This window comes from Silvibacterium acidisoli (genome assembly GCA_022870745.1).
Classification (GTDB): Bacteria; Acidobacteriota; Terriglobia; order Terriglobales; family Acidobacteriaceae; genus Silvibacterium.
The window spans coordinates 3,770,610-3,796,663 of sequence record CP085323.1 but is presented as its reverse complement, the minus strand read 5'-3'; the positions used below and the strand labels follow the sequence as shown (position 1 = coordinate 3,796,663).

The following is a 26,054-nucleotide window of genomic DNA, read 5'->3' as shown; positions in this document are numbered from 1 at the left end:
AACCTACTTCTCCGGCGCCACGCTCGTGATGCGCACCGGCCCCAGCAAACCACCCGGAACCAGCGGCGAGTCTGCATGGTACGGAGTCACGTCCGCAAAGGTGTACTTCGTTGCTCCCGGCTGCTGATCGCCGATGAGCCTGTTCACCCAGGGATCGATCACCTTGATCGCGATCTCGTTCTTCCCCGGCTTCAACGCCTTCGACACATCCACGCGATACGGCACATGCCAGGTCACACCCAGGTCCTGTCCATTGACCGTGACATGAGCAAGGTTCTTTACGTCGCCGAGATCGAGATAGAGACTCGCGCCCTTCTGGAACCAGTCCTTCGGAGCATCGATGGTCTTCGTGTAAGTACCCGCCCCCGAGAAGTACTTCACACCCGGATCGCTGCTCTCGCTCCACGACGCAAGCGTCTGCATCGTGATCGACGCCGGAGCACCGCGCCCCGGCTGGAAGCTGACCTGCCACGGCCCTTCAACAGCCAGCAGCTCCGTAGGCTTCATCTCCGGCAACTGCCGCGACGACCCCTTTGCAGCATCGCGGAAGACCACAAAGGCCGTCCCCCATGCTTCAAGGTGCATCGGCACGGTCGTGCGGCCATCTGCAATCGTGTAGGAAGCAGGCTTTATAGTGCCCGTCTCCGCATGCCAGATCTCGGGTGCCTTGCCGGTAACGCGGAAGCTCGCTTCAATCGAAGCGGCATCATCGCTGCGATTGTCTACGAAATAGATTTCCCCATCCTTGATCCTGCGATGACTGAAGAGCACCGTCGGCTCTTCGCCTGCATTCGCGTAGTCGAAGTCGGGCTTCAGATTGATCGCGCTGAACACTTCTGCCAGCGGCTGCCCCGCATAGACCGTGCCCTTGCCCACTTTATGCACGCCCGAACCGTCGCCAAACAGCTCATCGTTCAGCTTCTTAAACTCCGCGTGGTCATCGGCAAGGCTTGGGTCATCCATAGGCTTGGGACCGGCAAGCGTCGCACCATCCTGCACCAGTTTGTAGATCGCCCGCAGAACCGGCAAAGACATATGCTGCGAGTACGGATCGAGGCCCAGCAGGCGATACTGCATGCCGCTGGCCGTCATCAACGCGCCATCCTTCCCAACGTGCAGCTCATGAATCAACCCATCGGCGTTGATGTAATCGAAGCCGTGGCCGGGCGGAATCGCGGGCGCGGAATGCGCGAAGATCGCCGTAAGGTTCGAGTCTTCGCCATAGAAGTACACAATGTCCGCGGCGTAGTGCCCCTGCTGCAGCATGTAGCTGTTGCGCGCCAGGTAAGTAATCCACGGACCCGCTTCGTTAGCCCACGTCTCGTTGCGGTTGAACCACTGCCCGAAAGGCCCAAGCGTTAGGCCGGGGGCCTTATCCACGAGCGGCTGATGCGCCGATTCGTGAATGACGAAGCGGTTGATGCCGTTCAGGAATTCCTGGTCCGCCGTCGGCTTCAGTGTCGCTGGAGACCATCCCCACGGAGCTTCGGCCGCCGTCATCGATTCCGCAGCCGCAATGTTCTGTCCATAGATATGCGCGACCGATGCCGATTCGCGATCGTCGGCATTGAAGCCGTAAGTGATGTGATTCACGCCCGGCCTCTGCGTCCACATTGCCGACATCGGAATGTCGTTCAGCTTCTTCACCTCCATGCCATCGGCGATGAACGCGCGTCCGCCCTCGTGCGACTCGCCATAGTGCCCCATGCCGCGCGCCTTGATGGAAGCCTCGACCTGCCCATAATGTTCGTCCGCCGTGAGATCGGCAATCGTCTTGCGGAAGTCCCACAGGAAACGATCGCTGTCCGCGGCGCTGCCCACCACCTGCCCGGTCAGCACAGGCATCCACGGCACCGGATCGTATCCGCGCCGCTGCTTGAACTGCGCGATCATATCGTCGGTCCAGTTCTGCGCGCCGGCCTCCCAGCTGTCGGTGATCACGTACTGGATGCCGCGCTTGCCCATCTCATCGGCCCCGACAGTGTTTTTGTAACTGTCAAGGTACTGATTCATGTAGTTGGCCACGAACTTGTGGTTCAGCTTGTCCACTTCCAGCCCGGTCGCCTCAGCCGTCGCCGGATGATTCGTAATGCCCAGCAGCGAATACCCAAAGCGCAACACCACCCATTTGCCCGGCGGCGGCGTCCAGTCCAGCGTGCCATCGGCCTTCACCTTGCTGGTCAGGTCCACCACGTTGTCCTTCGCAACCACCGCGCTCGACGGCTGATCCGGCGTTGCCACCGAATAAAGATTGTGCTCTGGAACAAATGCAGCCTTCTCCTCAAAGCGGTTCACGCGGCCAACGCTGAAGATCTGCAGCTCCTCGATTTCGAAGGTGTTCTTCGCCTTCTTCATCTCCTCCTGCAGCTGCTTCGGGTCCATGCCCTTCGCCCAGTCCGGAATCTCGCCCGGCGCCCTCTTCTTGAAGACCACGCGGAAGTACTTCGCCTTCACCTCCGGGAAAGACACAGTATGTTCGGGAGAATTCTGGTTCGGTACATCCACAACCTTCCGGAAGCTGGAGCCGTCGTCGCTTGCTTCGAGATAAGTATCAGGACGCGATGTGCCCAGCAGCTGCGCCGCAATGCCGGAGGCAGCCTCCATCGCCAGCGTCACCCCGCGCACCGTCTGCGGAGAAGCGAACGCATACTGCACCCACGCCTCGCCTTTATCGTCCATGGGCAGGCTCACCGTCTTGTTCAGGTCACCGTCAGAGAGAAGCTCCGCATCGAACTGGCCAGTGCTGAAAGTCACCGTGGGCTTTTGCATGGAAACCGCATCTTCAGGCAGTTTGTAGGCCACCGTCACTGAGTCCGCGTAAAACTGCGGAATCGGCTTCGAACCGGCAGGGGCGTCGATCACGTCATGGATGCCAAGATCCTGGAACGCTCCGGTGTTCTTCGGCGGCGCGGCCAGCGTTCCGTTGAACGGCTTGCCGCCGTCCACCACCGTTGCGCTCCAGACGTACTTCTTCATTCCCTCCGATGCCGGAACCCACGGGCCACCAGTCTCGCTCCATCCCGGCGAGCCGGCAATTGCCTCTTCCATGCCCAGCTTGTCCGCCGTGGCCGTCGCAAAGCGGAAAGCATCCTGCCACTCCGGAGTCATGTACACCAGCCGCTTGGGAACTACCTGCGGCGTCTCGATGGCGGCGTCGAACATCTGGAAGCCGTCGACACCGATGCTGTGCATCCAGTGCAGGTCGAGATCGATTCCTTCCTTGCTGATGTTCCCGTTCATCCAGTGCCACCACACACGCGGATGAGCACCCGACGGCGGATTTTCAAACCCCTGCATGAGCGAGTCGCTCTGCTGCGGAAAAGCTGGCGGAAAAATGCTCATGCTGCCGGCGAGAACCAGAGCAGTAGTCAATGCACGACGACGGACGACCATGGAACGCTCCTCTTTCAGCCTCGTTAATACGCATCCGGAAAATTACGCATTAAGGGGCACACCCTGATAACACATTGAGTATCATTACAGCAATAATGCCATTAGAGAACCTGAACCGTCGCGATCTCTTACGTCTCACCGCCGCAGCCGGTGCAACGCTGGCGGCCGGCCCGCTTGCCGGCGCGCTCGAAACGAACCCGCGAATTCTCGACGCTCACATTCATCTCTACGACCCGCGCCGCCCCGACGGCATTCCCTGGCCTCTGCCCGCCGACTCCATCTACGCGCCCGCGTTACCCGATCGCTACGCAAAAATCGCGACCCCATTCGGCGTACGCGGAGCCATCGCCGTCGAGGCCAGCCCGCGCTTCGAAGACAACGACTGGGTGCTCGAAACAGCAGCGGCCAATCCCATCATCGTAGGCTTCATCGGTAACCTGATTCCCGGCTCACCCGAATACAACCGGCAACTCGACAGGCTTCGCACCAACCCACTGTTCCTCGGCTTCCGCTACGGCAACCTCTGGGATCGCAACCTCGCCACCGACAGCCTCAAACCCGCATTCATGGACGGCCTGAAGCACCTCGCCTCCACCGGACTCGTCTTCGAATCCGCCAACCCAACCCCCGAGCTCATCGCCGCGCTTCTGCGCATCGGCGAAGCCATCCCCGAGCTGCGCATCGTCCTCGATCACCTGCCGTCACTGCAGCTACCAGCGGACATAACACCGCGCACAGACTATCTCAACCACCTGCAACAGCTCGCGACAAATCCGAAAGTCTTCGTCAAGCTCTCCGAGATCCCGGTGCAGATCGAAGGCAAAACCCGCCTCGATCTCGCTTACTACAAAGACCACCTCGACCAGATCTGGAGCACCTTTGGCGAAGACCGCATCTTCTTCGGCAGCGACTGGCCCAACAGCGATCACCTCGCCAGCTATGCCGGCACGCTGAAGCTCGTCCGTTCCTACATCGAAACCAAGCCGGCGATTGCGCACCAAAAGTTCTTCTGGAGCAACTCCATCCGCGCCTACCAGTGGAAGCCCCGCCGTCCTGGCCAGGCACACACGTAGGCCAGGCACACGCGTAAATTGTTCGCTGCGGCCTGCTTCAGGCCGCAGCGAACACGATCAGAAGGTTACGCGCAAAGCGAACTCCAGAATGCGAGGATCGAGCGCGCTGGTAACGGCGCCGAAGTTGCCGGCACCATAACCAGTCGACACCGCAGCCCAGTTCGGATGATTCGCCACATTGAAGGCTTCAGCACGGAACTGGATGTCTGCCTTTTCCTTGATGGAAAAAGTCTTGTACAGCGCCGTGTTGCCGGTGAACTCCGCCGGGCCGCGAATGCTGCCATTCGAAGCATTGCCGTAGAAGCCATAAGGGGCCTGTGCGTAGCGGCTCGTATCGAACCACTCCTGCAGCTTGCCAACCTTACGTTCGCTGCCCAGCGCGTCAGGACGAGTCGCCGAGCCGTTCGATGAAGTAGAGAGACCCGGCGATAGGGCAAATCCGCTCTCGAGAATCATCAGCCCTGCAAAGCTCCAGCCGCCGACCGTCTCGCGCAGCACCGGTCTCGCGCTCTTGAAGAATGGCAGGTTGTAGACGATGCTCGTCGTCACCACGTGCGTACGGTCCCAGTCCGGCGGCCCGTAATCGCGTGAGAGATGCCGCCAGTCCTGCGCGCCAGTCGTGATCGACCCGCCACCGCCAGCACCCTGTGAACCTCCCAGGTTCGTAAGCACCTTGCTGTAGGTATATGCACTATCCACCTGCAAGGCATCGGTGCGATACACAAAATGCGTCTGCAGCGAGTTGTAACTCGAGCTGCCGAGGAAACTCTGCGTCGAGATGCCCGAATAGCCCGGATACGGGACCGTGTAGTTGCCCGAGGCCGCGCCCGTGTTGATGCAGGGATCGAAATCGTACGAAGCAGACGCCGCCTGCCCATGCGCAAGACATCCGGTCGTCGACGGAGCGCTCACCGGCAGCACTTCGTTCTGGTTATAGACCTGCGTCTCAAGATGCCTCGACACGCTGCCCGCATACGCCACGCTCAGAACACCAGCCGGCATCACCTGGTGCTGCACTGACAAGCTGTAGGACTGCGTCTGCGCCGGCCCGACCTTGTTGGTATCGATAGCGTCCAGCGACTGCGGCGTAGGAGCGCCCGCCGTTCCCGCCGTGCCATCGCTGATCAGGCTGTTCAGCACATTCGCGCTGCTGTTATATGGAGGGTTCTGCCCGAACATGCCATAGATCTGCTCCACCGCAAGACGCGTATAGCCGATGCCATAGCCGCCGCGAATCGAAGTGTCGTTGTTCTTGCCCAGCGCATAGGCAAAGCCAACACGCGGTGCAAAGGCCAGCTTGCTTGGCGTAAAGAAGCCGCTCGACACACCGTTCTGCCCTGCAAACACAAGCCCGTTCAGCAGGTTCGCCGTCTGTCCGCCAGAAGTGATCGGTACATTCGCCGCATTCGTCGCAAGGTTGCCGCCAATGGTCACAACCGGTGCCTGCGACGCATTGAAAGTGCCCGGCTCAAAGTTCGTCACCTGGTTTCCGCTTACCGTATCCTGCGAGAAGTAGAACCAGCGCAGGCCCATGTTCAGCGTCAGCTGCGGCGTCACCTTCCAGTCATCCTGCCCGTACGCCTCGCCCTGCCTGTAGTGATACGACCCGCTCTTCTGGTTGCTGTTCTGTGAGTACGACGAATCCAAGCCGAGCAGAAAATCCGCCGCCGGATCGCCCGTATGCACGCCGCTGAACGAGAAGCTGCCCTGCGGCGTCGTGAACACATTCTGCCGCTTGATGCCGAAGACATACATCGCGCCAAACTGCAGCACGTGGTTGCCCTTCACCCAGCTCACATCGTCACTCAACACGCCTTCACCATCCGACGCATGAATCGGCTGCGTGCTTACGCCCAGCCCGGTATAACCCGAAGAAATGCTGATGCTGGGAATTCTGTTGAGAGGGTCCGCACCAGGAAAGTACTGCGTAATCGACAGGCCACCCGGAAGCGCAGTATTGCCCGACGTGTTATTAATGCGCGGCTTGTCATCGGAGTAAGCAGCGCTGGCAATGTTGTCGAACTTCGGCGTAATGACCGAGTTCAAACGCAGCAGCAGGTTGGATCCAGTCGTGTAATAGGCATCCGTCGTCGTGCTGTAAGGCAATCCCGCCCACTGGTCGAAGGGATAGCTCTGGTCGGCTTCCTCGTACATGCCGCGCGCCGTCAGCGTCTCGTTCGGAGTGAACTGGTGATCGATGCGATAGTCGTAATCGAGCTGCGTCAGCTTCTCAGGATTTTGGTTGATGTAGTTGTTAAAACCACCGCCAGGATTATTCGGCGCAGGCACATAAGTCGAATAAAGCGTCGTCGAAACATTATTCAAACAAGCCGGATTCAGCGTCGTCGGGCTCGTGACGCAATTCGCCAGCCCCTCCGACGCCAGCAGCGCCTGGCTGTGCGCATCGAGCGTCAGGCCGCCAGCAGGCAGCGTCGGGCTGCCCGAGAGGTCGCCGCCCCGCATCGCCGGAGTGAACACCGCGCCCGTAGCCGTCGCCCCGATGGTTGCCGATCTCCACTCGTTCGAAGCGAAGAAGAAGGTCCTCTTCAGCTTCGGAATCGGTCCGCTCAATGTGTAACCGTAAATGTTCTGATGAAGCGAAGCCTTGGTGATGTCGAAGTAGTTGTTCGCATCGAAGGCGTCATTGCGCAGGTAATCCCACGCCGAGCCGTGATAGGAGCTGCCGCCCGCCTTCGTTTGCACGATGATCTGACCCGAACCCGAGAAGCCATACTTGGCCGAGTAGTTATCGCTCAGCACCGAAAACTCCTGGATCGCTTCGGTAATCGGCAGAATGTTCAGGTTCGAAAGGTTGCCGGTGTTCATGTCCTCAACGCCGTCGATCGTATAAACCGTGTACTCGACCGAGTTGCCGTTGACGATCAGGTTCGTGCCGCCGCCCAGTCCGCCACCCGGCAGTTGATTGCCGCTCTGCGTGCTCGTCACGCCCGGCGCAAGCTGGCCAAGCGCCTGGAAGTTGCGGCCATTCAGCATCAGGTTCGACACCTGCTTCGAAGTAATCGTGCTGCCAATCGCCGAGCTCTGCGTCTCTACTTCCACCGCATTCGCCTGCACAGTCACTTCCTGCGTCGACGTTCCAACGGAGAGCGTCACGTTGTTCGTGCGCTGTTGACCTGGAGCGATCCCCACGCCTTTCGTCACCGAAGTCGAGAAGCCTTTCGCAGTCACCGTCACGGTGTAAGCTCCCGGCTCAAGCGACTCCACGGCGAAGAAGCCTTCGGTGTTGGTCTGCGTCGTGCGCTCCGTGCCAGAGGCTTCGCCCTTCACCTTGACCGTCGCACCCGCCAGCACAGCTCCGCTCACGTCGCGTATCGTTCCTTCCACCGATCCCTGGTTACCGCTCTGTGCAAACGCCATGCCTGCAAAAGCAAAGAGCATCGCAACACAAACAAGCGATCCGCATAAAAGCTCTCCCGCCTGTCGAAGCCTCGTCCCTGCTCTTCCGCGGGAAGATTGTTCTCCCGTCTTCGCGAAGTGAACGCTTAACCAACTGCGCATCGCAGCCTCCTCAATGTAAAACGAGGCGCGGATACGCCATCGCCTTTGATAGGTCGTTCCAGAACGCAGCGGATTTAATCAAGGCAAAGACAGCGTTGTCAATGTGTAAATAATTTCATTTGAGAACTTTTCTTTACTAAGTACCCTCAGGCCAAATCGCCAGAAACCCGCGCACAGCGATCACATCGGCCTGAAAGCATATCGAATCGATACAATTCCTCTATCGAAATAAACCGGTCCAAAGCACACTGAAACACAGCACCATCGCGGCCCCGCCCTGCAGAAAAACGGCAGATGCGACAATGAGCATCATGAGTGAACTTCTCAGCCTCCGATGCAAAGCCGTGCTCTTCGATATGGATGGAACGCTCGTCGACTCGACTCCCGTCGTGGAGCGCGCATGGGGACAATGGGCGCTGCGGCACAATATCCCACTCGAAGAAGTGCTGTCGTTCTCGCACGGAAGACCCTCCATAGCAACCCTCGAATACTTCCTGCCTGGGCACGACCACGCCGCGGAAGTGGAAGAGCTCGCGCACTTCGAAGAGACGAACACAGAAGGGATACTGGCCGTGCCGGGAGCCGCGGAAGTTCTGCTTGCCCTGCAAAAACAGGATCATCCCTGGGCAATCGTCACCTCCGCGTGGAGAACACTGGCCGAAACACGCGTCACCGCCGCAGGCCTGCCACTGCCCCGCGTCATCGTTCCCATCGATGAGATCCGCAACGGCAAGCCCGACCCTGAAGGCTTCCTTCACGCAGCGCAACAACTGGGCGTAGCACCAGAGGAGTGCATCGTCTTCGAAGACACACGCCCCGGCATCGATGCAGGACTCAGCGCAGGCATGCAGGTGGTCGGTCTGCTCACGACCTATTCCGCTCCCCAGTTGCAGCACCAGCCGCTCATCCGCGATTTCCGCGATGTAGTCATCCGCCCCGAAGGCGCGTTGCTCACGGTTGAGCTCAATGATCGCTCGAAGGTTGAAGCACTTAGATAGTCCTGTCAAGCCACGCCGGACCAGCCGCTTATTTATCTCTTCAAACAACGTGAGATAGAAGCGCAAATCATTTGGCGGACTATTTCCGAAGAACAACTAAACTGGACTTAACACTCCAGATATCTACGAACACAGAGGCGCAGCCATGCTGCGCCTTCTTTTTCGCGCCGAAAACAGCACATGGGGAGGGGACAAATGATCCAGCTATGCCGCCACATCAAGCCCGAGGGCACGCAGTGCAGCGCCGCTGCGCTGCGTGCCGGTCGCTTCTGCCATGCGCACGAGCGTCTGCATACGGCAAATGGCCAGGTGACCTCCCTGCCCGCGGTCGAGCTGCTCTTTCCCGAAGACCGCGTCGCCATCCAGACCAACCTCTTCCGCATCGCCGATGCTCTCGCTGCCGGACGCATCGACCTCGGCACCTCCAACGCCATGACCTATAACATGCGCGCCGCGCTCTCGAACCTCGGTCAGCGCCCGCTGCTGCCGGCCTCATCCCCGGCAGGCGAAGGCGCCTCGCCACAGCCGGTGGCCCGCGTCATCCTCACGCCTGAAGGCGACCGCATCGCGCCACCCGTCGAAATGCTCGAACCGGGTGAATCCGAGCCGGTGCATCACCGCGCCTGCCCGTGCCTCGCCTGCGCGGAGAAGTATCGCGACTGGCCCGGCGAGCTGCATCATGCCGACTGCGCCTGCGGACTCTGCGAGGCCATCAGCGAACCGGCTCTTATCGCCAGCGGACCGCGCGAGCTCACCGCCACCCCATTGCGTCGCGCCACCGCCGCGACCCTGCTTTCCTCTTCAGCGGCAAGCGATCCGCTCAGCCGCCCCTGGTCTGTCGCCGACTACACCTTCGGAGACAGTATCCGCCGCCACGAAGCGCAGTACGCCGCCCGAGCCGCAGCCGCCCTGGCAGCAGGCATCGAGCCCCCGCCGTACCAGCCCTTCGACACCGGACTCCTCGACCCCACCAGCGATGAGGCCGCCGTGGAGCGCGAACGGCAGCAAAGCGCCGACCATCTATGGACCGCGCATTTTCAAGCCCTGCTCGAACAAAGGCAGGCTGCTGCCGTCGCTGCTCCGGAAAGCCGGAACGAAAATGAAAACGATCCTGAACCGCCGGCCAGACCAGGCCAGCTGGCCATCGTTCAGGCCGCTACAACAAACAGGTGCCCCATCCAGGCTTCGCCTGGGTGGGAAGTACGATCCCGGACTGCAAAAATCGGCAGTCCCATAGCGCAGCTTTTCCTTTGCCATGGTCCGCGCGGCAGCGCTACGATTGCGCCTGCAACCGCAGCCGACCCCATGCGAAAGGCTACCGGTACCCATGGAGATCCTTACGGGCCTGACCTCATCCAGCGTCGAAAACGCCCCCGTCCCTGTTCCGGTCCTCTCCCCATCCGCAGCAACCATACCGGCGGCGCCGCCAGCAGCGCAGACACCCCCGATGCCGGTACCACCCATGACAGCGCAGCAGATCGCCGAGGCCTGTCCGCACGTCCCGTCCTACTATGCCGAAGCCCTCATCGACGCCGAACGCCTGCTGAAGTACGCCGCCGAGATTGGCGTGGAGGTGGACCCTCCCATCCGCAACCACATCCTGCAGGCTCGCACCGCATGCAGCGAGTCGAAGTGGACCGAGGAGATAGCGGGCAACCTGCTCTCCGCCCTCACCGCGCTCACCGTGCGCCTGAAGCCGGTGACTGCCTCAACATTGGCCTCATCCATGGGAGACACCCGCGCTGCCGTCAACACGTATCTGCGCATCGCCCTCTGCCTGGCGATCCTGATCGTTCCCTTCTCGGTGGCAAGCTTCATGACGACAGCCATATCGAACGCCATCAAGCAGGACATCACCACGGCAAATGAATTGGCCGTGCGCCTGCGCGCGCAGCTTGGGCCATTGCCACCCATCCCATCAGCGCAATCATCCGCCGCGGACACCGCAACGGCAACAGCAGAGCCACCTGCCACAAACCTCGCCAACGGAACCAACTCCGGCGACGTCATCACCGAGCTGCAGCTGTTCGCCTCGACCACGCGCGCCATCGATGCCCGCGCCCGCCAGCTCAACGTACTCGTCTTCGGAGCCGAGCGCGATCCCTTCGCGGGCATCAGGAAGGACCAGCAGAAGCTGCACGACACCTTCCAGCTGCCATCGGGACTGCCCAACCTGGCCATCGCCGCCAACGAACGCACGCGTGTCTACCAGGACGTGCGCTATTTCGCGCAGAACCTGCTTGATGACGTCTCTTTCTTCTATGGAGCCATGGGCACCTGCATCCTGCCTGTGCTCTATGCCCTGCTCGGCACCTGCGCCTACCTGCTGCGCAACTTCGAGCAGCAGCTTCGCACCCGCACCTATAGCCCCACCCGGGCCAACTCCGCCCGCTTCCTCATCGCGGCCATCGGCGGAGCTGTCGTCGGCCTCTTCAAGAACTTCAACATCTCCGATGGGGCATCCATTCCGCCGCTCGCCATCGCCTTCCTCATCGGCTACGCCGTCGATGTCTTCTTTTCCTTCCTTGAAGGACTCATCCAGTCCTTCACCCGCAACACCACACCCTCATCGAACGCGCCTGCCCCGCCGCCACCCATCAAAGCTGCATAGAATCGGGTGCCCCATCTCTCGACGTTGAGACATGGGATCGATAAAAGCATGGTGGCCCACTCAAGCCCGCTTTCGGATTGAGTGGGGAACATACCGGGTGCCCCATTCATGACGCGGCCTCATCGCGGCATGAGTGGGTTCTCTCACCCCGCAACTTGCCAAACAAACATCACGACGAAACCCGGCCAACCCGCATCCAAGTGCCAGGAGATAAGGCCCATGAAGTTCAAAAAGATACCGAGCGCAATGTTGATTCTGCCGCTCGCAGCCTCCCTCCTCGCCACCGCTCCGGCACAAGCCGCGCTGTGGCCCTTCGGAGGCAAGGCAACCGCACAGTCAGACAAAGATCCGCTCAACGACCAGGAAATCGACAAGATCCGCGAAGCACGCAACCAGCCCGTCGAACGCATCAAGCTCTACCAGGACTTTCTCGAGCAGCGCATCGATGCCATCAAGAAAATCGGCCCCAGCCCGCAAGCAGAAGACCGCCGCAACGAGCTGCGCGCCAGGTATGAAGAATTCACCCGGCTCGCCGACGAGTTACAGGACAACCTCGACACCTTCGACCAGGAACACGCCGACATCCGCAAGGCGCTAAAGGATCTCGTTCCCGCCAGCGAAAAATGGCCGGAGATCCTGCAAAAGGCTACCCCCGACCGGACCTACGATTTCTCCCGCAAGACCGCCCTCGAAGCCGCCCAAAGCACCATCGAGACGGCAAAGAAGCTCCAGGAAGATCAAAAGAAATACTTCGCCGAACACAAGGACGAAGCCAACAAAAACGGAACCGGCCCAAGCTAGAGACGACCTGCGTATGGGTGCCCCATCCATGACAGCATCATCGTCATGGATGGGATCTTCTCCCCAAAGCGGGAACCAATCCCAAACCCGCGGGTTTCATATCAGGCACGGCTTCAGCCCCTGAAGAACATAAAATAAAGATGTGCCATCGAAACCTGCCGCCATGGCATGGCCGGTTACAAAGATCATTCGTCTAATGAAGGAAGGAGATTTACACTCCGCATGAAAAAGTTCTACCCTGCTGCCCTCCTGTTCGCCTCTCTTGCTCTCTCCGCACCTGCCTTCGCATCCGTACAGACTGACTACGACCACGGCGCCGACTACACCCGCTATAAGACCTATTCCTGGGGACAGGTCAAGGTCGAGGACTCCGCCATGGCCGATCGCATCAAGACGGCCATCGATCAGAATATGCAGGCCAAGGGCTGGCAACTCGTTCCCAACGGCGGCAAAACCACCATCTTCGTCATCGGACAGGTCACAAGCGAGAAGCAGCTCGAATCCACCTACTGGAATATCGATACCCACTGGGGCAATAACTGGAACTGGAACGCATGGGGATGGGGCAACACCGGTGGCTTCGTCACCACCAGCCGGGCGCTCGTCTTCGACATCTTCGACTCTTCCTCGCACGCGCTGCTCTTCCGCGGCATCAACTGGGACGAGAAAGCAAATTCCGGCAAGAACGCGAATCAGCTCGACAAGGACATCACAAAAATCTTCAGCAGGTTTCCACCTAAGTGAACCTGCAGGCAGCGATCGAGCCACCGCCTCGGACTGTTATCCTGAAGACAGTGAACCCCGAGCTGAACCGGATCTTTGAAGAGGAGTACCGCGAGCTGCGCCCGCGAGCTCCAATGCCTCCCTTTCACGTCCGCTTCTATCGCTTCACCAGTCTCAACACAACCATCCGGCTGCGCGAAGGCCAGATCAAGGTCAACCTCTCCGACCTGCTGGAAGGCGCACCCGAGCCGGTCATTCGCGCGATCGCCCACATCCTTATCGCCAAGCTCTATCGCAAGCCGATCGACGCATCGCATAACAACCGCTATCGCCGCTACACATCGAGCGAACACATGGTGCGGCAGAGCGAACGCATCCGCCAGATGCGCGGACGCAAGCGCATCTCGACGGCGCAGGGTGAGCACTACGACCTGAACGAAGTCTTCGAAGCGCTGAACACGCGCTTCTTCCACGGACTCATGGGGCGTCCGCAGCTCACCTGGAGCGAGCACCGCGCCCGCCGCCTGTTAGGTCACTACGACGCCGCACACAACACCATCATGGTGAGCAAGGTCTTCGACCGCCGCAACACCCCGCGCTACGCCATCGAATACCTGATGTACCACGAGATGCTGCACCTGAAGCATCCGGTAAAGTCACGCAACGGACGCCGCTGCGTACACTCACGCGAATTCCAGGCCGAAGAAAAGCTATTCCCGGAGCTAACGCAGGCGCTGGCCTACCTGAAAACGCTATAGTCACGCAAAAATGGGTGCCCCATCCAAGCTCCGCTTGGGTGGGAAGCAAAATGCCAGCAGCGCGATCCAGGGTGGCCCATTCAAGCCCTCTTTTGGCTTGAGTGGGGCATGCGAAATGCACGATTTAGGGTGCCCCACGTCTCGATTCTGAGACGTGGAATTTCTCACCGTTGGATCCCACCGCAGATTCCCTTCACATCCCTGTCGTCGCACCTGCCCAACGCTTCCGCAAGACGTGCGCCGCTGTGCGCTTTCACCGAAGGCACCGTGTATCTGAGTATGTAAGCGTTCAACACCGCGTCCGCCGTTGACGGTTGCCGGATCTGCCGCGCAAACAACATGAACAGGCAAAACGTTATCCCGGCCATGCAGACGACGGATCTCCTCACAATCGTCGAACGCAGTTCAAGTTCCGCAGCGGCAAGCAGCATGAAGGGGGCGACCAGGAAGGCCAGGTAAGCAGCGTCCGACACAAATACCAGGGAGAAAAAAAGCAATCCGGGTGTAACGCAGTAAGCAAGGCTCTTTGTCAGACTGGAGCGGCGATATCCGAAGAGCCCTTTCACTGCTAAAGGCAGCAACAGCCCCAGCGAAACGATCAGCGCAAGTACGAACCGCGCCGCATTCAGCATGGCGTGGCCGGGGCTGCCGCCCACAAGAAATCCCTGCGCAAGGATCAACAGCTGCGAGAGAGAGGTATGAAGAGGGCCCAGCCAACCCAACCTGTAGCGAAGCGCGGTCGGAGTCCACCATGCAGCCACGGAAACAACGCAGATGACCGCGCCCAACAAACGCTTCCTCACCGGAACAGATCGCGATTTGAAGATGATCCAGGGAAGAAGAAAGACACCATCGGAAGGCCGAAACGCAGTCAGCACGCCCCACGCAAGGCAGCCCAACAGAAAATGTACCTCGCCTTCCAGGCACAGAAGCAGCAGCGGAACAAGGAATGTCATCGCTGCATAGGTGCTGTGAATCGCCGCCGCAAACCAGACGATAGGCGACAGCGCATATACCAGCGACAGAGCAAAAGCGCTCTTGATCTTCAGCTTCACGGCAAGAAGATAAAAGGTCAGCGTGCCGAGAATGCTGAACGATATGTTGAGACACTGCAATGCACGAGCCGCAGTGATGCCAAAGAGATGCGACAGAAGAAATCCGGAGAGATTGAAGGCAAAATAGCCCGGCGTATGAATGACCAGGCGGCCGCTCTCAATCGCTTGAATATGCCGCGAAGCATCCACGTAGTAAGGACCGGACAGCGACCAGAGGCGCGTCGCCAAAGTGACCAGGACAACAACAAAGATCTCCAGAGCGCGCCTTGAGGGAGACGCCGCATCCAGCAGGTTTTTCCGCAGCATGATTCAGATCAGATCATGACCTAAAAGAGAAAGTGTCACGGCTTTGTAATTACTCAGGCGTAATGCCGGGTGCCCCACGTCTCGATTATGAGACGTGGGACTCTGACCGCTCCATCGCTAACAACTGACCGGATCTACGCTAACCGATCCATCGCTGCTACTGATTCGCCAACCGCCACGACCACATCAGGAACGAAGTAGACGTAAGATCGATACCCGGCTCGGTGGTCGAGTAAGACTGCACATCGTCCTTAAAGACAGCCTTGCTCGCCTTGTTGTAAGCACCGCTGTTGCCGTTGAACTTCCGGTAGACGTTCACGCCATTCGCCGGACAAACATTCATCCCATCGAGCAGCCCCGAAGTCGCAGACGAGGTCGGTCCTTCCACCGCCGCGCCCCACAAGATCGGAGTGCCGCCCGAAGTTCCTTCGAGCGACCCGGCAATGTTCGCCACCTGGTGCTGGATGCAGTTCGGGAAGGTCGTTCCATCGCCGACGATGAACGACACGCCCCACGAGTTCGCGCCCATGATGTTGCCCATCCACTCGCGCGAGAACTTGTCATAGCTCGGCGAGCCGGTCAGCGCATACGCCTCGCTCGCCATCACGGAGAGCCCGGCGCCATGCGAAGTCGTATCGCCATTGCGCCAGTTCACGCCAAAGCCGAAGGCATCCGTCTTCGAATTGGTAACGGCGTCATTCACCTGGTTCAGCAGCTGCGCCTTCACCTGCGCGGCAGACATAGCCAGGCTCGCCGGATCGCCCTGCTGCACGATGGCCTTGTAAAGCTCGTAGTGCGCAAGGCCGCTCACGTCGTAAAGGTTCAGCGTGTCCGACTCGCCGTTCTTGTAGATCTTCGTCACGTAGTTCGAAGCGAACTGCGTGGCCAGCTTGAGATACGCCAGCGGAGCCGTCGCCAGCAGATCTGAAGAAACATTCGGATCGCTCTTGGCCTGCTTCAGCGCGAAGTAAAGCTCGGTCGCACCCAGCTCCATGTCATCGTCCCAGACGCTTTCGGGATAACCGTCATACGGCATGATCGTCAGCAGGCAGGTCGGGCAGACGCCGTAGTCGCCCGGGTCGGGATAGCTCAGGTCCGCCAGTGAAAACACCTGCTCCGCAGCCTTCAGGCAGCGATTCGCAAGCGCCGAATCGTCCACCGCATGAATCTGGTAGCAGGTAGCGAACGAAGCAGCGAGACGCCCCGCAAGGTTCGGGCTGATCTTCGTGCCCGCGTTCGAAAAGACCGGACGGTTGCAGATGTAGTACGTCGTGTACTGATCGCACGGCCCCGGATCGCCCGCCTGGTCGTAGTTATCCTGCACCTGAGGAAGCGTCCAGATGTCGTACTCGGTGATCAGGCAGTAAGGCGTCGAATAAGTACCGCCGCAGTAGCCAGCCGACGAGCCCGGATCGCCTTCGCCGTAATAGTCCCAGTCCTGCGAATTATCCACCTGGTAGGCGAGCCGCTGCGCCTGCCCGTCCCACATCTTCAGCAGCCAGCGCGTGCCGAAGCGTGCCTCGCCGGTAAAGTCGGAAGACTTCGGCGAGCCCGTGCCACTGGTGCCTGCATAGGACAAGGCAACCGGCGGCGCACCGGGTTCCTTCGGAGCAGCCGCGCCCATCTGCTTCGGGAAATCGCGTACGCCGATTTCCATAAGGGCATCGGTATAGCTCACCGTTTCGACGTACTTCATGTAATCGCCCGCGTCCCACCAGCCGCCTTCGGCATCCATCGGCGGCAGATTCTCCGAAACCAGCGGAGGAGTCGGCGGCTCGTAAGTGATCCAGTCGTTGTCATCGACAGGAGGCGTCTGGTAAACGGTCGCCTGCTTGTCCTTCAAATGTCCCGGCGCGCTGCGCAGCGCATTGGGGATGTAGTCGCCGCCATCGCGCTGCGTCTGGTAGAAGAACAGCGTATTCACCAGCAACCCCGGATACAGCACCGAAGCCTTGTCCACGGCAAACTTCGGCGAAGTCGCCGCTGCCGGGCCGCTCACCGCAATCGTGTAAGTGTGCTTCGCCGGAACGCTGAAGTCCAGCGCATACACCTGGTATGCCACCGTGTCGCTGTGCGACCACGTCCCCACCAGCGAACCGACCTTGCCGGAGTAAGCAGCCTTACCGGCTTCGTTCATCACCGTAAATGTCGCGCCAGTCTCGGCCACCTTCGACATCAGGTAAGCGCGCGAAGGCGTGCTCGAATTGGCCTCATAGCCGATCTGGTTTACACGTACAAAAGCTTTTTGTGACAACGCAGCCTGGGTGAACGAAAGAAGTGCAAAAAGGGTGAGGCCGGAGACAACACGGATACAGCGATTGAAGAGTGCCATGGTACATCTTCCTCGCAAATCTCTAAGTTTGAAACGTTTTGAGAGGCAAGCTTAGCGATGCTTCGGGAAGGTGTCAACGCAAAAGAAAAGGCCCGCCCCGCAACAAAAATTTGCTGCGAGCGGGCCTGTCTCAGTCAGGAGTTATTCGGCGGAAGCAGGCGCCGGTTCCGGCGTAACCGGAGGCGTAAACACCGCTCCACGGCTCTTTGCTGCCACAATCAAAAGCGCTCCGCAGATCACCGAGGCAATGCTCGCCACCTGCGCATTGCTCATGCCCCAGTAAATACGCGGATTGATGCGGATGAACTCCACGAGGAAGCGGGCGATGCCGCTGTAGATGAGATATTCGCCGGTAAGCTGGCCAATGGCCTTGGGTCGATCGGGAGCACCGCGCCGCCACAGAATCCACCCAATCACCAGCGCACCGATCAACTCATAAATCGGAGTCGGATGCACGCGCTGCGTCGTCGGTACCAGGCCGTTTGGAAAGCTCATGCCCCAGGGAAGGCTGGTGGGAATGCCATAGTCGCCATCGCCGGAAACCAGGCAGCCAATGCGCCCCACTCCATAGCCAATCGCCGCAGCAGCTGCAGAAAGGTCGAGCATGGCCAGCCCGCTGATGCGATAGTTACGTCCCTGCCAGATCAGCGCAAGGATGGCCCCAACCAGTCCGCCGTACCAGGCAAAACCTGCGCGGTCGAGCACCAGCCCCCAGAAGTCGTGAATCAGCGCCCGAGGCTCTTCACCAACATGCCAGAGCTTCGCGCCGACCACTCCGGCGACCGTAGCTATGGCCACAATGCCAATAGCATCGGCGTCAATTTTCCAACGGCGAAAATTGCGATGCAGAACCCAGCAGCCGCAAACTGCAGCAAACCACAGCAGAATACCGAACGTGCCGACCGAGAAGCGGCCAATATGAATATAGGGATACATGAACTTACTAGTATAAAGGCGGCCGGCGGTCAAAGAGCTGACCGCACCAAAGCCGGCCGCCTCCCAGCTGCTTTTCGCTACACTAGAGGAGTGAGCCAGAAAGACATTCACAAGACCTTCCCCGTCCTCTACAGCGGCGAACAGATTCAAGCGCGCGTAGCCGAGCTTGGCCGCCAGATCGATGCTGATTACTACGGTCAGTCCGTGGTATTGGTTGGAGTGCTCAAGGGCGCGGCCATCTTTCTCTCCGACCTCGCGCGCGCCGTCAGCCTGACCTGCACCTTCGACTTCGTCGCCGTCTCGAGCTACGGAAAAGGACAGCGATCGAGCGGAGCCGTCAAGCTCATCAAGGATCTCGACCAGCCGATCGAGGACAAAAACATCATCCTGGTCGAAGACATCCTCGATACCGGGCTCACGCTTGCGTTTTTGCGCAGTCTCTTTGAGAGGCACAAGCCGCGTTCGCTTCGCGTCGCCGCTCTGCTCGACAAGCCGTCGCGGCGGCTGGAACAAATCAACGCCGACTATGTCGGTTTCAGTATTCCGAACCACTTCGTGGTCGGCTATGGAATGGATTACGCAGAGCGCTTTCGCAATCTGCCGGATATTCGCCTGATGCCGCCCGACGCGCCCGAGCTGCACTGACCCGCAGCCCGGCATAGAAGGAGCTTCACCGATGAGCACAGCTACTCTCGACGCCACCGAAAACCTCTCCAGCTATGACGCAGCTGCCTTTGCCCGGCAGGCCCTTGCCGGCAAGTCTGCCCTCGCGGCGGTCATCGATCACACGCTGCTCAAGCCCGAGGCCTCGCGCGACCAGGTTCTGCGGCTCTGCGCCGAGGCAGCCGAGTATCGCTTTGCCTGCGCCATGGTCAACCCCGTGTGGGTAGCCACCGCACATGCCGCTCTGGCTGGCACCGGCGTGCCTGTCGGGGTTGTCATCGGCTTCCCTCTCGGCGCAAATCTCACCTCCACGAAGCGCGAGGAAGCCGCGGCGATGGTGCGGCTGGGCGCGCATGATCTCGACATGGTGCTGAGCATCGGCTTGCTCAAGTCGGCCGAATTCGCGCAGGTCGAAAGCGACATCCGTGGTGTTGTCGAAGTCGCGCACGAGGCGGGAGCCATCGTTAAGGTGATTCTCGAAACCTGCCTGCTCTCCACCGAAGAAAAGCTACGCGCGTCGGAAATCTGCTGCGCCGCCGGAGCCGATTTCATCAAGACAAGCACCGGCTTCGGAGCCAGCGGAGCCACCGCTGAAGATATTTCCCTCATGCGCGGCGTTGCCGGCGCGCGCGCGGGCGTGAAAGCATCGGGAGGCATCCGCACGCTCGATGACGCCCGCACCATGCTCGAAGCCGGGGCCAGCCGCATCGGCGCAAGCGCGAGCGTGGCTATCGTCAACGCGCTTTCCGCCTCCTGACAGAGTTGACAACACCGGTTCCCAGGTCCAAATCGCACCGTCGAACGCGCTATGATGGCTCGTCTGGGGACTTTTCTTTCCCGCCGCGTCCGGTAACCGCGGCGGCCGTACAGGTGAACGCAATTTCTGCCAGCGGAGCACAGTGGTGAGCGACGAAAAGCCGATCGGACCGAGCCCGAACTCGCCGAGCATCGAGGGTTACGAAGGCGACTACCGCCCGAGCTCGCCCACGGCTGCGCCCGCACAGATCAAGGTGGAACCGCTTTCGACCGAGTTCCTCATCCGCCTGGCCGACGCCCTCAACACCACGCTCGACCTGCAGACGCTGCTTAAGCGCACCGCTGACCTCGTTCGGGCCGTCATCGATTACCGCATCTTCGCGATTCTGCTCATCAATGACCGCACCAACGATCTGCGCATGCGCTTCCAGATCGGGCATACCCCTGAAATCGAACGCATGCGCATCAAGATGGGCCAGGGTATCGTCGGCCAGGTCGCCCAGCAGCGCGAGGCGATTCTCGTCAATGACGTGCACGATTACGCGAACTACATCAACGCCAATCCGGAGGTACTCTCCGAGCTGGCCGTCCCGCTGATCGTCAAAAACCGTCTCATCGGCGTCATCGACATACAGAGCGAGCAGGTCGGCTACTTCCGCGACGAGCATCTGCGTCTTTTGCAACTCACCGCCTCGCGCATCGCACAGGCCATCGAAAATGCGCGCCTCTACACGCGCGTCGCCCGTCAGGCCCAGACCCTGGAAGTGCTCAACGAGATCAGCCGCGAGCTGACCTCGATCCTTGACCTCGATGCCCTGCTCGAACGCGTGGGCCAGCTTCTGCGTCGCATTATCGACTTTCAGATGTTCTCGGTCTGGCTCGTGAACGAAAGCGGAGACTATCTCGTCAACAGCTTTGCCATCCGCTTCGGCTCACGCTTCCATCCGGAGGAGCAAATCCCGCTCAATCGCGGCGTGGTAGGCGTCGCCATGAGCGAGCGCAGAACCATCTCCGTCGGCGACGTGCGCCGCGATCCGCGCTATGTGATGGTGAACCCCGAGGCACGCTCAGAGCTGGCCTCGCCGCTCATCTACAAAGGAAAGGTCATCGGAGTGCTCGACGTCGAACACACCCGCACCTTCTACTTCAACGAAGATCACGAACGCGCCATGAACACACTGAGCGCGCAGATCGCCATCGCTATCGAGAACGCGCAGCTCTATCAACGCGTAACCCACCAGGAGCAGCGCCTCGAACGCGACCTGGCCATGGCCCGCGAAGTGCAGCTGCGCCTGCTGCCCCCGGTGAAGCCGCAACACGAACACGCAGAGTTCTCGGCACGCTTCATCCCCGCCCGCACCATCGGCGGAGACATGTACGACTTCCTCGTCTACGACACCAACCGCAGCGCGGTGGTGCTGGGCGATGTCAGCGGCAAATCCACGGCGGCGGCGCTCTACGCCGCGCTGGTCAGCGGCATCATGCGCGCCGCGGCCAGCGAGCACCTCTCGCCATCGGCTTTGCTCGAATCGCTGAACGACTCACTGCAGGAGCGCCGCCTCGACTCGCAGTATGTGGTGATGGTGTACGCGCTGTGGAACGACGAAAACCGCACCGTGCAGATCGCCAACGCCGGAGCAACGCAGCCACTTATCTGCCGCGGCGGCGAAGTCAGCACCGTGCAGGCCGAAGGTTTCCCGCTGGGCATGTTCCCGAACGTGAAGTACGAAGAGTTCAGCCTGGCAACCCAGCCCGGCGACTCGCTCGTCTTCTTCAGCGATGGCATCGTCGACGCGCAGAACGATGACGGAGACATGTTCGGAGACGAACGACTCAAGGCGGTAGTAAAGAAGAACAACCAGAAGTCAGCATCGAAGATCGCCGACGCCATCATCGCGGAAGTATCGAGGTTCCAGAGCGGCAGAGAACGCTTCGATGACGAGACGGTTGTTGTATTGAAGGTAACGAACTAGGACCGGGTACGTCTCATTCTGAGATATGAGACGGGAACCGTAACAGGTGACCCGTTCAAGCCCGGTTTTGGCTTGAATTGGGAATCAGGACGTCCAGCCGACACTAAGATTGTCATTCCGAACAAAGTGAGGAATCTGCACTTCTCTTCCCATCTCCACGACACTCAACCACGACGAAACAACGGTTGCACTACCGGCCTGGAAAGACAAACACCCCTGAGCTAGACTTGAAAAGCGATGTACGTGTTGAGAAGCCTTGCAGCAAGTCGCTCCGAAGTACATCGTTCCACGCGGGATGGGCGCAAGAACCGCAACATCCCGGTAGCTGCTTCCTCTATCCTCGCTCTGGCGATGACTGCAAGCCTCACCGGATGCCATCACGCTGCCCCGCCGGATTCCCTGGCGGAGGTCAACGGCGCTTTCATCAGCGCAGCGCGCGTGGAAGAATACGACCGCCTGCATCCGCAGGCGTTTTCCGGCGAAAGCGGCGAACAGCGCCGGCTCGACGTCCTGAGCCAGGTGATTATGGAGGAGATACTGGAGCAGCGGGTCAGGGCTTCGCATCTCGAAGCCAGCGATGACGATGTATCTGAAAAGCTCACCGAGATGCGGGCATCCTCCTCGCGGGAAGATTTCGAACAGCAGTTGAAATCGCAGGATCTAACCATGGAAGATTTGCGCCGGCAGGTCCATCGCGACCTCAGCATCGACCGGCTTCTCAACAAAGACGTCTACTCGAAGATCAACATCACCGATGCCGATCTCTCAACCTATTACACTGGCCGCGAGGATGAGTTTCATCTCTCCGAGCCGCGCTACCATCTTGCCTGCATCGTCGTGACGGTCCTGCCCGGTGCTTCCAGCGACAGCCCGGATGGCCGGAAAGATGCAGCCCGGACCATCCAAATGGCACACCTTCGCATGGAAGAAGGCGAAGAGTTCAGCTCGCTGATTAACGAACTGGCCAACGTAAGAACAGCAAAAGTTTCCGGCGATGCCGATCTCACGCTCTCGCAATCTGAACTCAGCGCCGACCCGCTGCTGCGGGAGCATATCTCGAAGCTGCTGCCGGGGCAATCCACCGATGTTCTACAGAGCTCGGACGGCAATCAGTTTGCCACTTACAAACTGCTGTCCATTGAGCCGGCGGGACTCTACGGCTTCAACGATCCACGCGTGCAGCAATACATCCGCCAGAAGCTACGCTCACAGCGCGGCGACCTGCTGAAGGCAGCGTATCTTGACATGCTGCGCAACCGGGCGCGTATCAGGAATTACTACGCCGAAAGCCTGCTGCGCTAGCCCTGTCGAGTCGGCAGTCCCGCAGCGGGCTCTCATAAATAGAAACTACTACAGATACAAATAGCATCCTCAGAGCTACGCCGGCGTCTCGGTTCCTATCGCGACGACAAAATACTGCGCATCCTCCTGCCCGATGTTCTTAATGCCATGCTCTTCGCCAGAGTGGATGAAAGCTGCGGATCCCGGTCCGATCGTCGTAGACTTTCCGGCGATCGTAACTTCGAGAGTGCCTTTCGAAATCAGAAACAGCTCTTCATGCTCGTGATGATGCGGCGGATGAGGCATCTTTCCAGGCCCGAGGATCGTTTCGTGCACTTCGAGATGAGCGCCTGCATGTGTCATACCGTCGAGAATCGGCCGGGCACCATTGGCATGCACAGGAAGCTTGTCGTAGGGCGTGGCGAACGACTCAATTGGCTGTTCGTTAGCGAAGGCTGGGGTAAACGCCATCGAGGCTCCCATCAGCGGAAGAACCTGCAGCAGTGAGCGTCGGGATGCATTCATGAATGACCTCCTGGGGCCGGAAACATCGACGCCATTTTAGCCCTTCCGCCCGAATCGTGGGATCGTGATTCCCAGTGAACGACTCCGCGGAGTCCAGATCCATTGATGTAAAGAGAATCGCGCGTTTCGTATCATGTTGCGGTAAGCTAGCCAGCATGAAATGCATGGCCGCTATTACCGCCTTCGTACTTGTACTGCCCATCGCAGGAGCGATCGCCCAATCCGCGGCCTCCGGAAAGCACTACGAGCTTCAGCACATCGACGTGACCAATGTCGACAAGTCCGTCGATCCCTGCAGCAACTTCTGGCAGTATGCCTGTAACAAGTACAACGCAGCCAATCCAATTCCGCCTGATCGCACCCGCTGGGGCGTCGCGGGAAATCTTTATGGCTGGAACCATCAGGTTCTCGGCGGAATTCTTGAGACGAACGAATCTCCCAGTGCCTCGCGTACACCGAACCAGCAGAAGATCGGCGACCTCTACGCCTCGTGCATGAACCAGCCTTCAAGCCAGCTCGACGCCATCAAGCCTCTGCTGGCGCAGATCGATGCGATTCACGACAAGCGCTCGCTTGCGCTTGCACTCGCGGCGATCCATAAATCGTTTGGCCGCGTCTGGACCGCGAACGATAACCAGACCGATGTTGCCCTCTTCGGCTACGGCCCAACGCCGGATGCCAACGATGTGACGCGCGTAGTCGCAGGCCTGGATCAGGGCGGCCTTGGCATGCCCGGCCGCGATTACTATCTTTCCGGCACGCCGGATATGAAGGTACTGCGCGACAAGTACACGGCTCTCATCGCCACGTCGCTTCAGCTTTCCGAAGTGCCCGCTGCTCAATCCACCCAGGATGCTGCAAAGATTCTCGAACTGGAAACCGCTTTGGCCACCGCGCAGATGGACAACATCAGCCGCCGCGACCCCAACAAGGTCAACAACCGATTCACGCTCGAGCAGGTCAAGGCTCTCGTCCCCAATTTCGACTGGGATACTTACTTTGCTGCAATGAACGCGCCACCGGTGCCGCTTTACGAAGTCAGCTCTCCGGCCTTCTTTACCGCGCTCAATAAAATGCTCGACTCGGAAGGCATCGCCACCTGGAAGGTTTATCTGCGGTGGCAGCTCCTGCACGCCGCAACGCCTGCGCTCGGCAAATCATGGCGTGACGCGGACTTCGCCTTTACCTCGGCGCTCACCGGCCAGAAGCAGCAGCTTTCAAACGCCGACCGTTGCACCAGCGCGGTGGACTCCAACCTTGGCGAAGCACTCGGACAGGTCTACGTCGCACAGGTCTTTCCTCCGGACAGCAAAGCCCGCGCCCAGAAGATGGTCAAGGATATCGAGGCCGCGATGGGCCGCGACATCAACACGGTCAGCTGGATGCAGCCTGCCACCAAGCAGCAGGCGCTGCTCAAGCTCGCGGCCGTCGTCGATAAGATCGGTTATCCGGACAAGTGGATCGACTACTCCGCGCTCACCATTGAACGAGATAATTACCCACTCAACATCGAGCGCGCCACCGCTTTCGAATTGAATCGCCAGCTGGCCTTCGTTGGGCATCCTGTCGACCGCAAACAATGGTTGATGACGCCTCCAACTGTTGATGCCTACGAGGATCCGCAGACCAATACAATCAACTTCCCTGCCGGCATCCTGCAGCCAATCTTTTTCGATACGACCAAGGACGACGTGATCAACTATGGCTCTGAAGGCGCGGTGGTGGGCCACGAGCTTACCCACGACTTTGACGATCAGGGCCGCAAGTTCGACCTCAATGGCAATCTCAAGGACTGGTGGACACCGGAAGACGCCAAGGAATACGACGAGCGCGGCTCCTGCATCTCCTCCGAATACACCGGCCCTGTACCCGGCGTGCCTGACGTGAAGCAGAATGGCAAGCTCACGCAGGGCGAAGATACCGCCGACAACGGCGGACTCTATCTCGCTCTCTCGGCACTTGCAATGGATCTGAAGAACCAGGGCAAAACGCTCGACGATAAGGACGCCAATGGATTGACCAACCTTCAGCGTTTCTTCCTCGCCTTTGCCAACACTTGGTGCACCCAGTCGCGTCCGGAGGCAGCTCGCAACCAGGTTCTGACCAACCCCCACTCCATTCCGGAGCTTCGCGTGAACAATGTCGTAGGCAATATGCCGGAGTTTCAACAGGCCTTCAGCTGCAAGGCTGGTCAACCGATGGTTCACAGTCCTCGCTGCCGCGTCTGGTGAGAACCCCTGGGTATGGCTCCATGTCTGCCCTCCGCGGCATGGAACCACGTACAGGCCAGTTATTTCAACGAAAGGCACTCCGACCCGCAATCTTTTTCTTTTCTGAAATACACACAAACT

Annotated in this window: 18 protein-coding genes; 12 read left to right on the top strand and 6 right to left on the bottom strand. The window is 59.6% G+C overall.

All coding sequences use genetic code 11. The annotated features are described in order from the left end of the window. Positions 1-3 precede the first annotated feature (3 nt). Complete coding sequence (locus tag LJD29_RS15865) at positions 4-3,393, bottom strand: glycosyl hydrolase (protein ID WP_446742527.1); 3,390 nt, start codon at positions 3,391-3,393, stop codon at positions 4-6. 95 nt (positions 3,394-3,488) lie between these two features. On the opposite strand from LJD29_RS15865, the gene LJD29_RS15860 reads away from it, so the two are divergent. Further along, on the top strand, positions 3,489-4,466 hold the full coding sequence (locus tag LJD29_RS15860) for an amidohydrolase family protein (protein WP_446742526.1): 978 nt from the start codon (positions 3,489-3,491) through the stop codon (positions 4,464-4,466). A 57-nt stretch (positions 4,467-4,523) separates the two neighbouring features. On the opposite strand, the gene LJD29_RS15855 is transcribed toward LJD29_RS15860, so the two are convergent. After that, on the bottom strand, positions 4,524-7,844 hold the full coding sequence (locus LJD29_RS15855; protein WP_446742525.1) for a TonB-dependent receptor: 3,321 nt from the start codon (positions 7,842-7,844) through the stop codon (positions 4,524-4,526). A 452-nt stretch (positions 7,845-8,296) separates the two neighbouring features. On the opposite strand from LJD29_RS15855, the gene LJD29_RS15850 reads away from it, so the two are divergent. From LJD29_RS15850 to LJD29_RS15825, 6 genes are all read left to right on the top strand, one after another. After that, a complete protein-coding gene (locus LJD29_RS15850; RefSeq protein ID WP_446742524.1) occupies positions 8,297-8,983 on the top strand; it encodes an HAD-IA family hydrolase in 687 nt (228 codons plus the stop codon). A gap of 195 nt (positions 8,984-9,178) precedes the next feature. Then, on the top strand, positions 9,179-10,852 hold the full coding sequence (locus LJD29_RS15845) for a hypothetical protein (RefSeq protein ID WP_446742523.1): 1,674 nt from the start codon (positions 9,179-9,181) through the stop codon (positions 10,850-10,852). After that, complete coding sequence (locus tag LJD29_RS15840) at positions 10,800-11,594, top strand: hypothetical protein (RefSeq protein WP_446742522.1); 795 nt, start codon at positions 10,800-10,802, stop codon at positions 11,592-11,594. Before LJD29_RS15845 ends, LJD29_RS15840 begins: the two co-directional genes overlap by 53 nt. 219 nt (positions 11,595-11,813) lie before the next feature. Continuing rightward, the gene (locus LJD29_RS15835) at positions 11,814-12,395 is read left to right on the top strand and encodes a hypothetical protein (protein ID WP_446742521.1); all 582 of its coding nucleotides are present in this window, start codon (positions 11,814-11,816) and stop codon (positions 12,393-12,395) included. 222 nt (positions 12,396-12,617) lie between these two features. After that, a complete protein-coding gene (locus tag LJD29_RS15830) occupies positions 12,618-13,139 on the top strand; it encodes a DUF4136 domain-containing protein (protein ID WP_446742520.1) in 522 nt (173 codons plus the stop codon). A 50-nt stretch (positions 13,140-13,189) separates the two neighbouring features. Then, the gene (locus tag LJD29_RS15825) at positions 13,190-13,876 is read left to right on the top strand and encodes a M48 family metalloprotease (protein WP_446745904.1); all 687 of its coding nucleotides are present in this window, start codon (positions 13,190-13,192) and stop codon (positions 13,874-13,876) included. Between the two features lie 164 nt (positions 13,877-14,040). Here the strand turns inward: LJD29_RS15825 and LJD29_RS15820 are convergent, their stop codons facing one another. The 3 genes from LJD29_RS15820 to LJD29_RS15810 form a co-directional block, all read right to left on the bottom strand. Beyond that, the gene (locus tag LJD29_RS15820; RefSeq protein ID WP_446742519.1) at positions 14,041-15,237 is read right to left on the bottom strand and encodes a hypothetical protein; all 1,197 of its coding nucleotides are present in this window, start codon (positions 15,235-15,237) and stop codon (positions 14,041-14,043) included. A 157-nt stretch (positions 15,238-15,394) separates the two neighbouring features. Continuing rightward, the gene (locus tag LJD29_RS15815) at positions 15,395-17,569 is read right to left on the bottom strand and encodes a glycoside hydrolase family 9 protein (RefSeq protein ID WP_446742518.1); all 2,175 of its coding nucleotides are present in this window, start codon (positions 17,567-17,569) and stop codon (positions 15,395-15,397) included. 141 nt (positions 17,570-17,710) lie between these two features. Beyond that, positions 17,711-18,505, bottom strand: a complete 795-nt coding sequence (locus LJD29_RS15810) for a prolipoprotein diacylglyceryl transferase (RefSeq protein ID WP_446742517.1) — start codon at positions 18,503-18,505, stop codon at positions 17,711-17,713. A gap of 90 nt (positions 18,506-18,595) precedes the next feature. On the opposite strand from LJD29_RS15810, the gene hpt reads away from it, so the two are divergent. The 4 genes from hpt to LJD29_RS15790 all read left to right on the top strand — a co-directional run bounded on the left by hpt (position 18,596) and on the right by LJD29_RS15790 (position 23,199). After that, a complete protein-coding gene (gene hpt, locus LJD29_RS15805) occupies positions 18,596-19,150 on the top strand; it encodes a hypoxanthine phosphoribosyltransferase (RefSeq protein ID WP_446742516.1) in 555 nt (184 codons plus the stop codon). 31 nt (positions 19,151-19,181) lie between these two features. After that, a complete protein-coding gene (deoC, locus tag LJD29_RS15800) occupies positions 19,182-19,925 on the top strand; it encodes a deoxyribose-phosphate aldolase (protein ID WP_446742515.1) in 744 nt (247 codons plus the stop codon). Between the two features lie 145 nt (positions 19,926-20,070). Then, a complete protein-coding gene (locus LJD29_RS15795) occupies positions 20,071-21,897 on the top strand; it encodes a SpoIIE family protein phosphatase (RefSeq protein ID WP_446742514.1) in 1,827 nt (608 codons plus the stop codon). Positions 21,898-22,134: 237 nt separating this feature from the next. Beyond that, complete coding sequence (locus LJD29_RS15790; protein WP_446742513.1) at positions 22,135-23,199, top strand: SurA N-terminal domain-containing protein; 1,065 nt, start codon at positions 22,135-22,137, stop codon at positions 23,197-23,199. A 75-nt stretch (positions 23,200-23,274) separates the two neighbouring features. Here the strand turns inward: LJD29_RS15790 and LJD29_RS15785 are convergent, their stop codons facing one another. Beyond that, on the bottom strand, positions 23,275-23,703 hold the full coding sequence (locus LJD29_RS15785) for a cupin domain-containing protein (protein ID WP_446742512.1): 429 nt from the start codon (positions 23,701-23,703) through the stop codon (positions 23,275-23,277). Positions 23,704-23,867: 164 nt separating this feature from the next. Here LJD29_RS15785 and LJD29_RS15780 point away from each other — a divergent pair, with 164 nt between their 5' ends. Next, positions 23,868-25,934 carry a M13 family metallopeptidase gene (locus tag LJD29_RS15780; protein WP_446742511.1) on the top strand — a complete coding sequence of 689 codons (2,067 nt, stop codon included), beginning with the start codon at positions 23,868-23,870 and terminating at the stop codon, positions 25,932-25,934. Positions 25,935-26,054 lie beyond the last annotated feature (120 nt).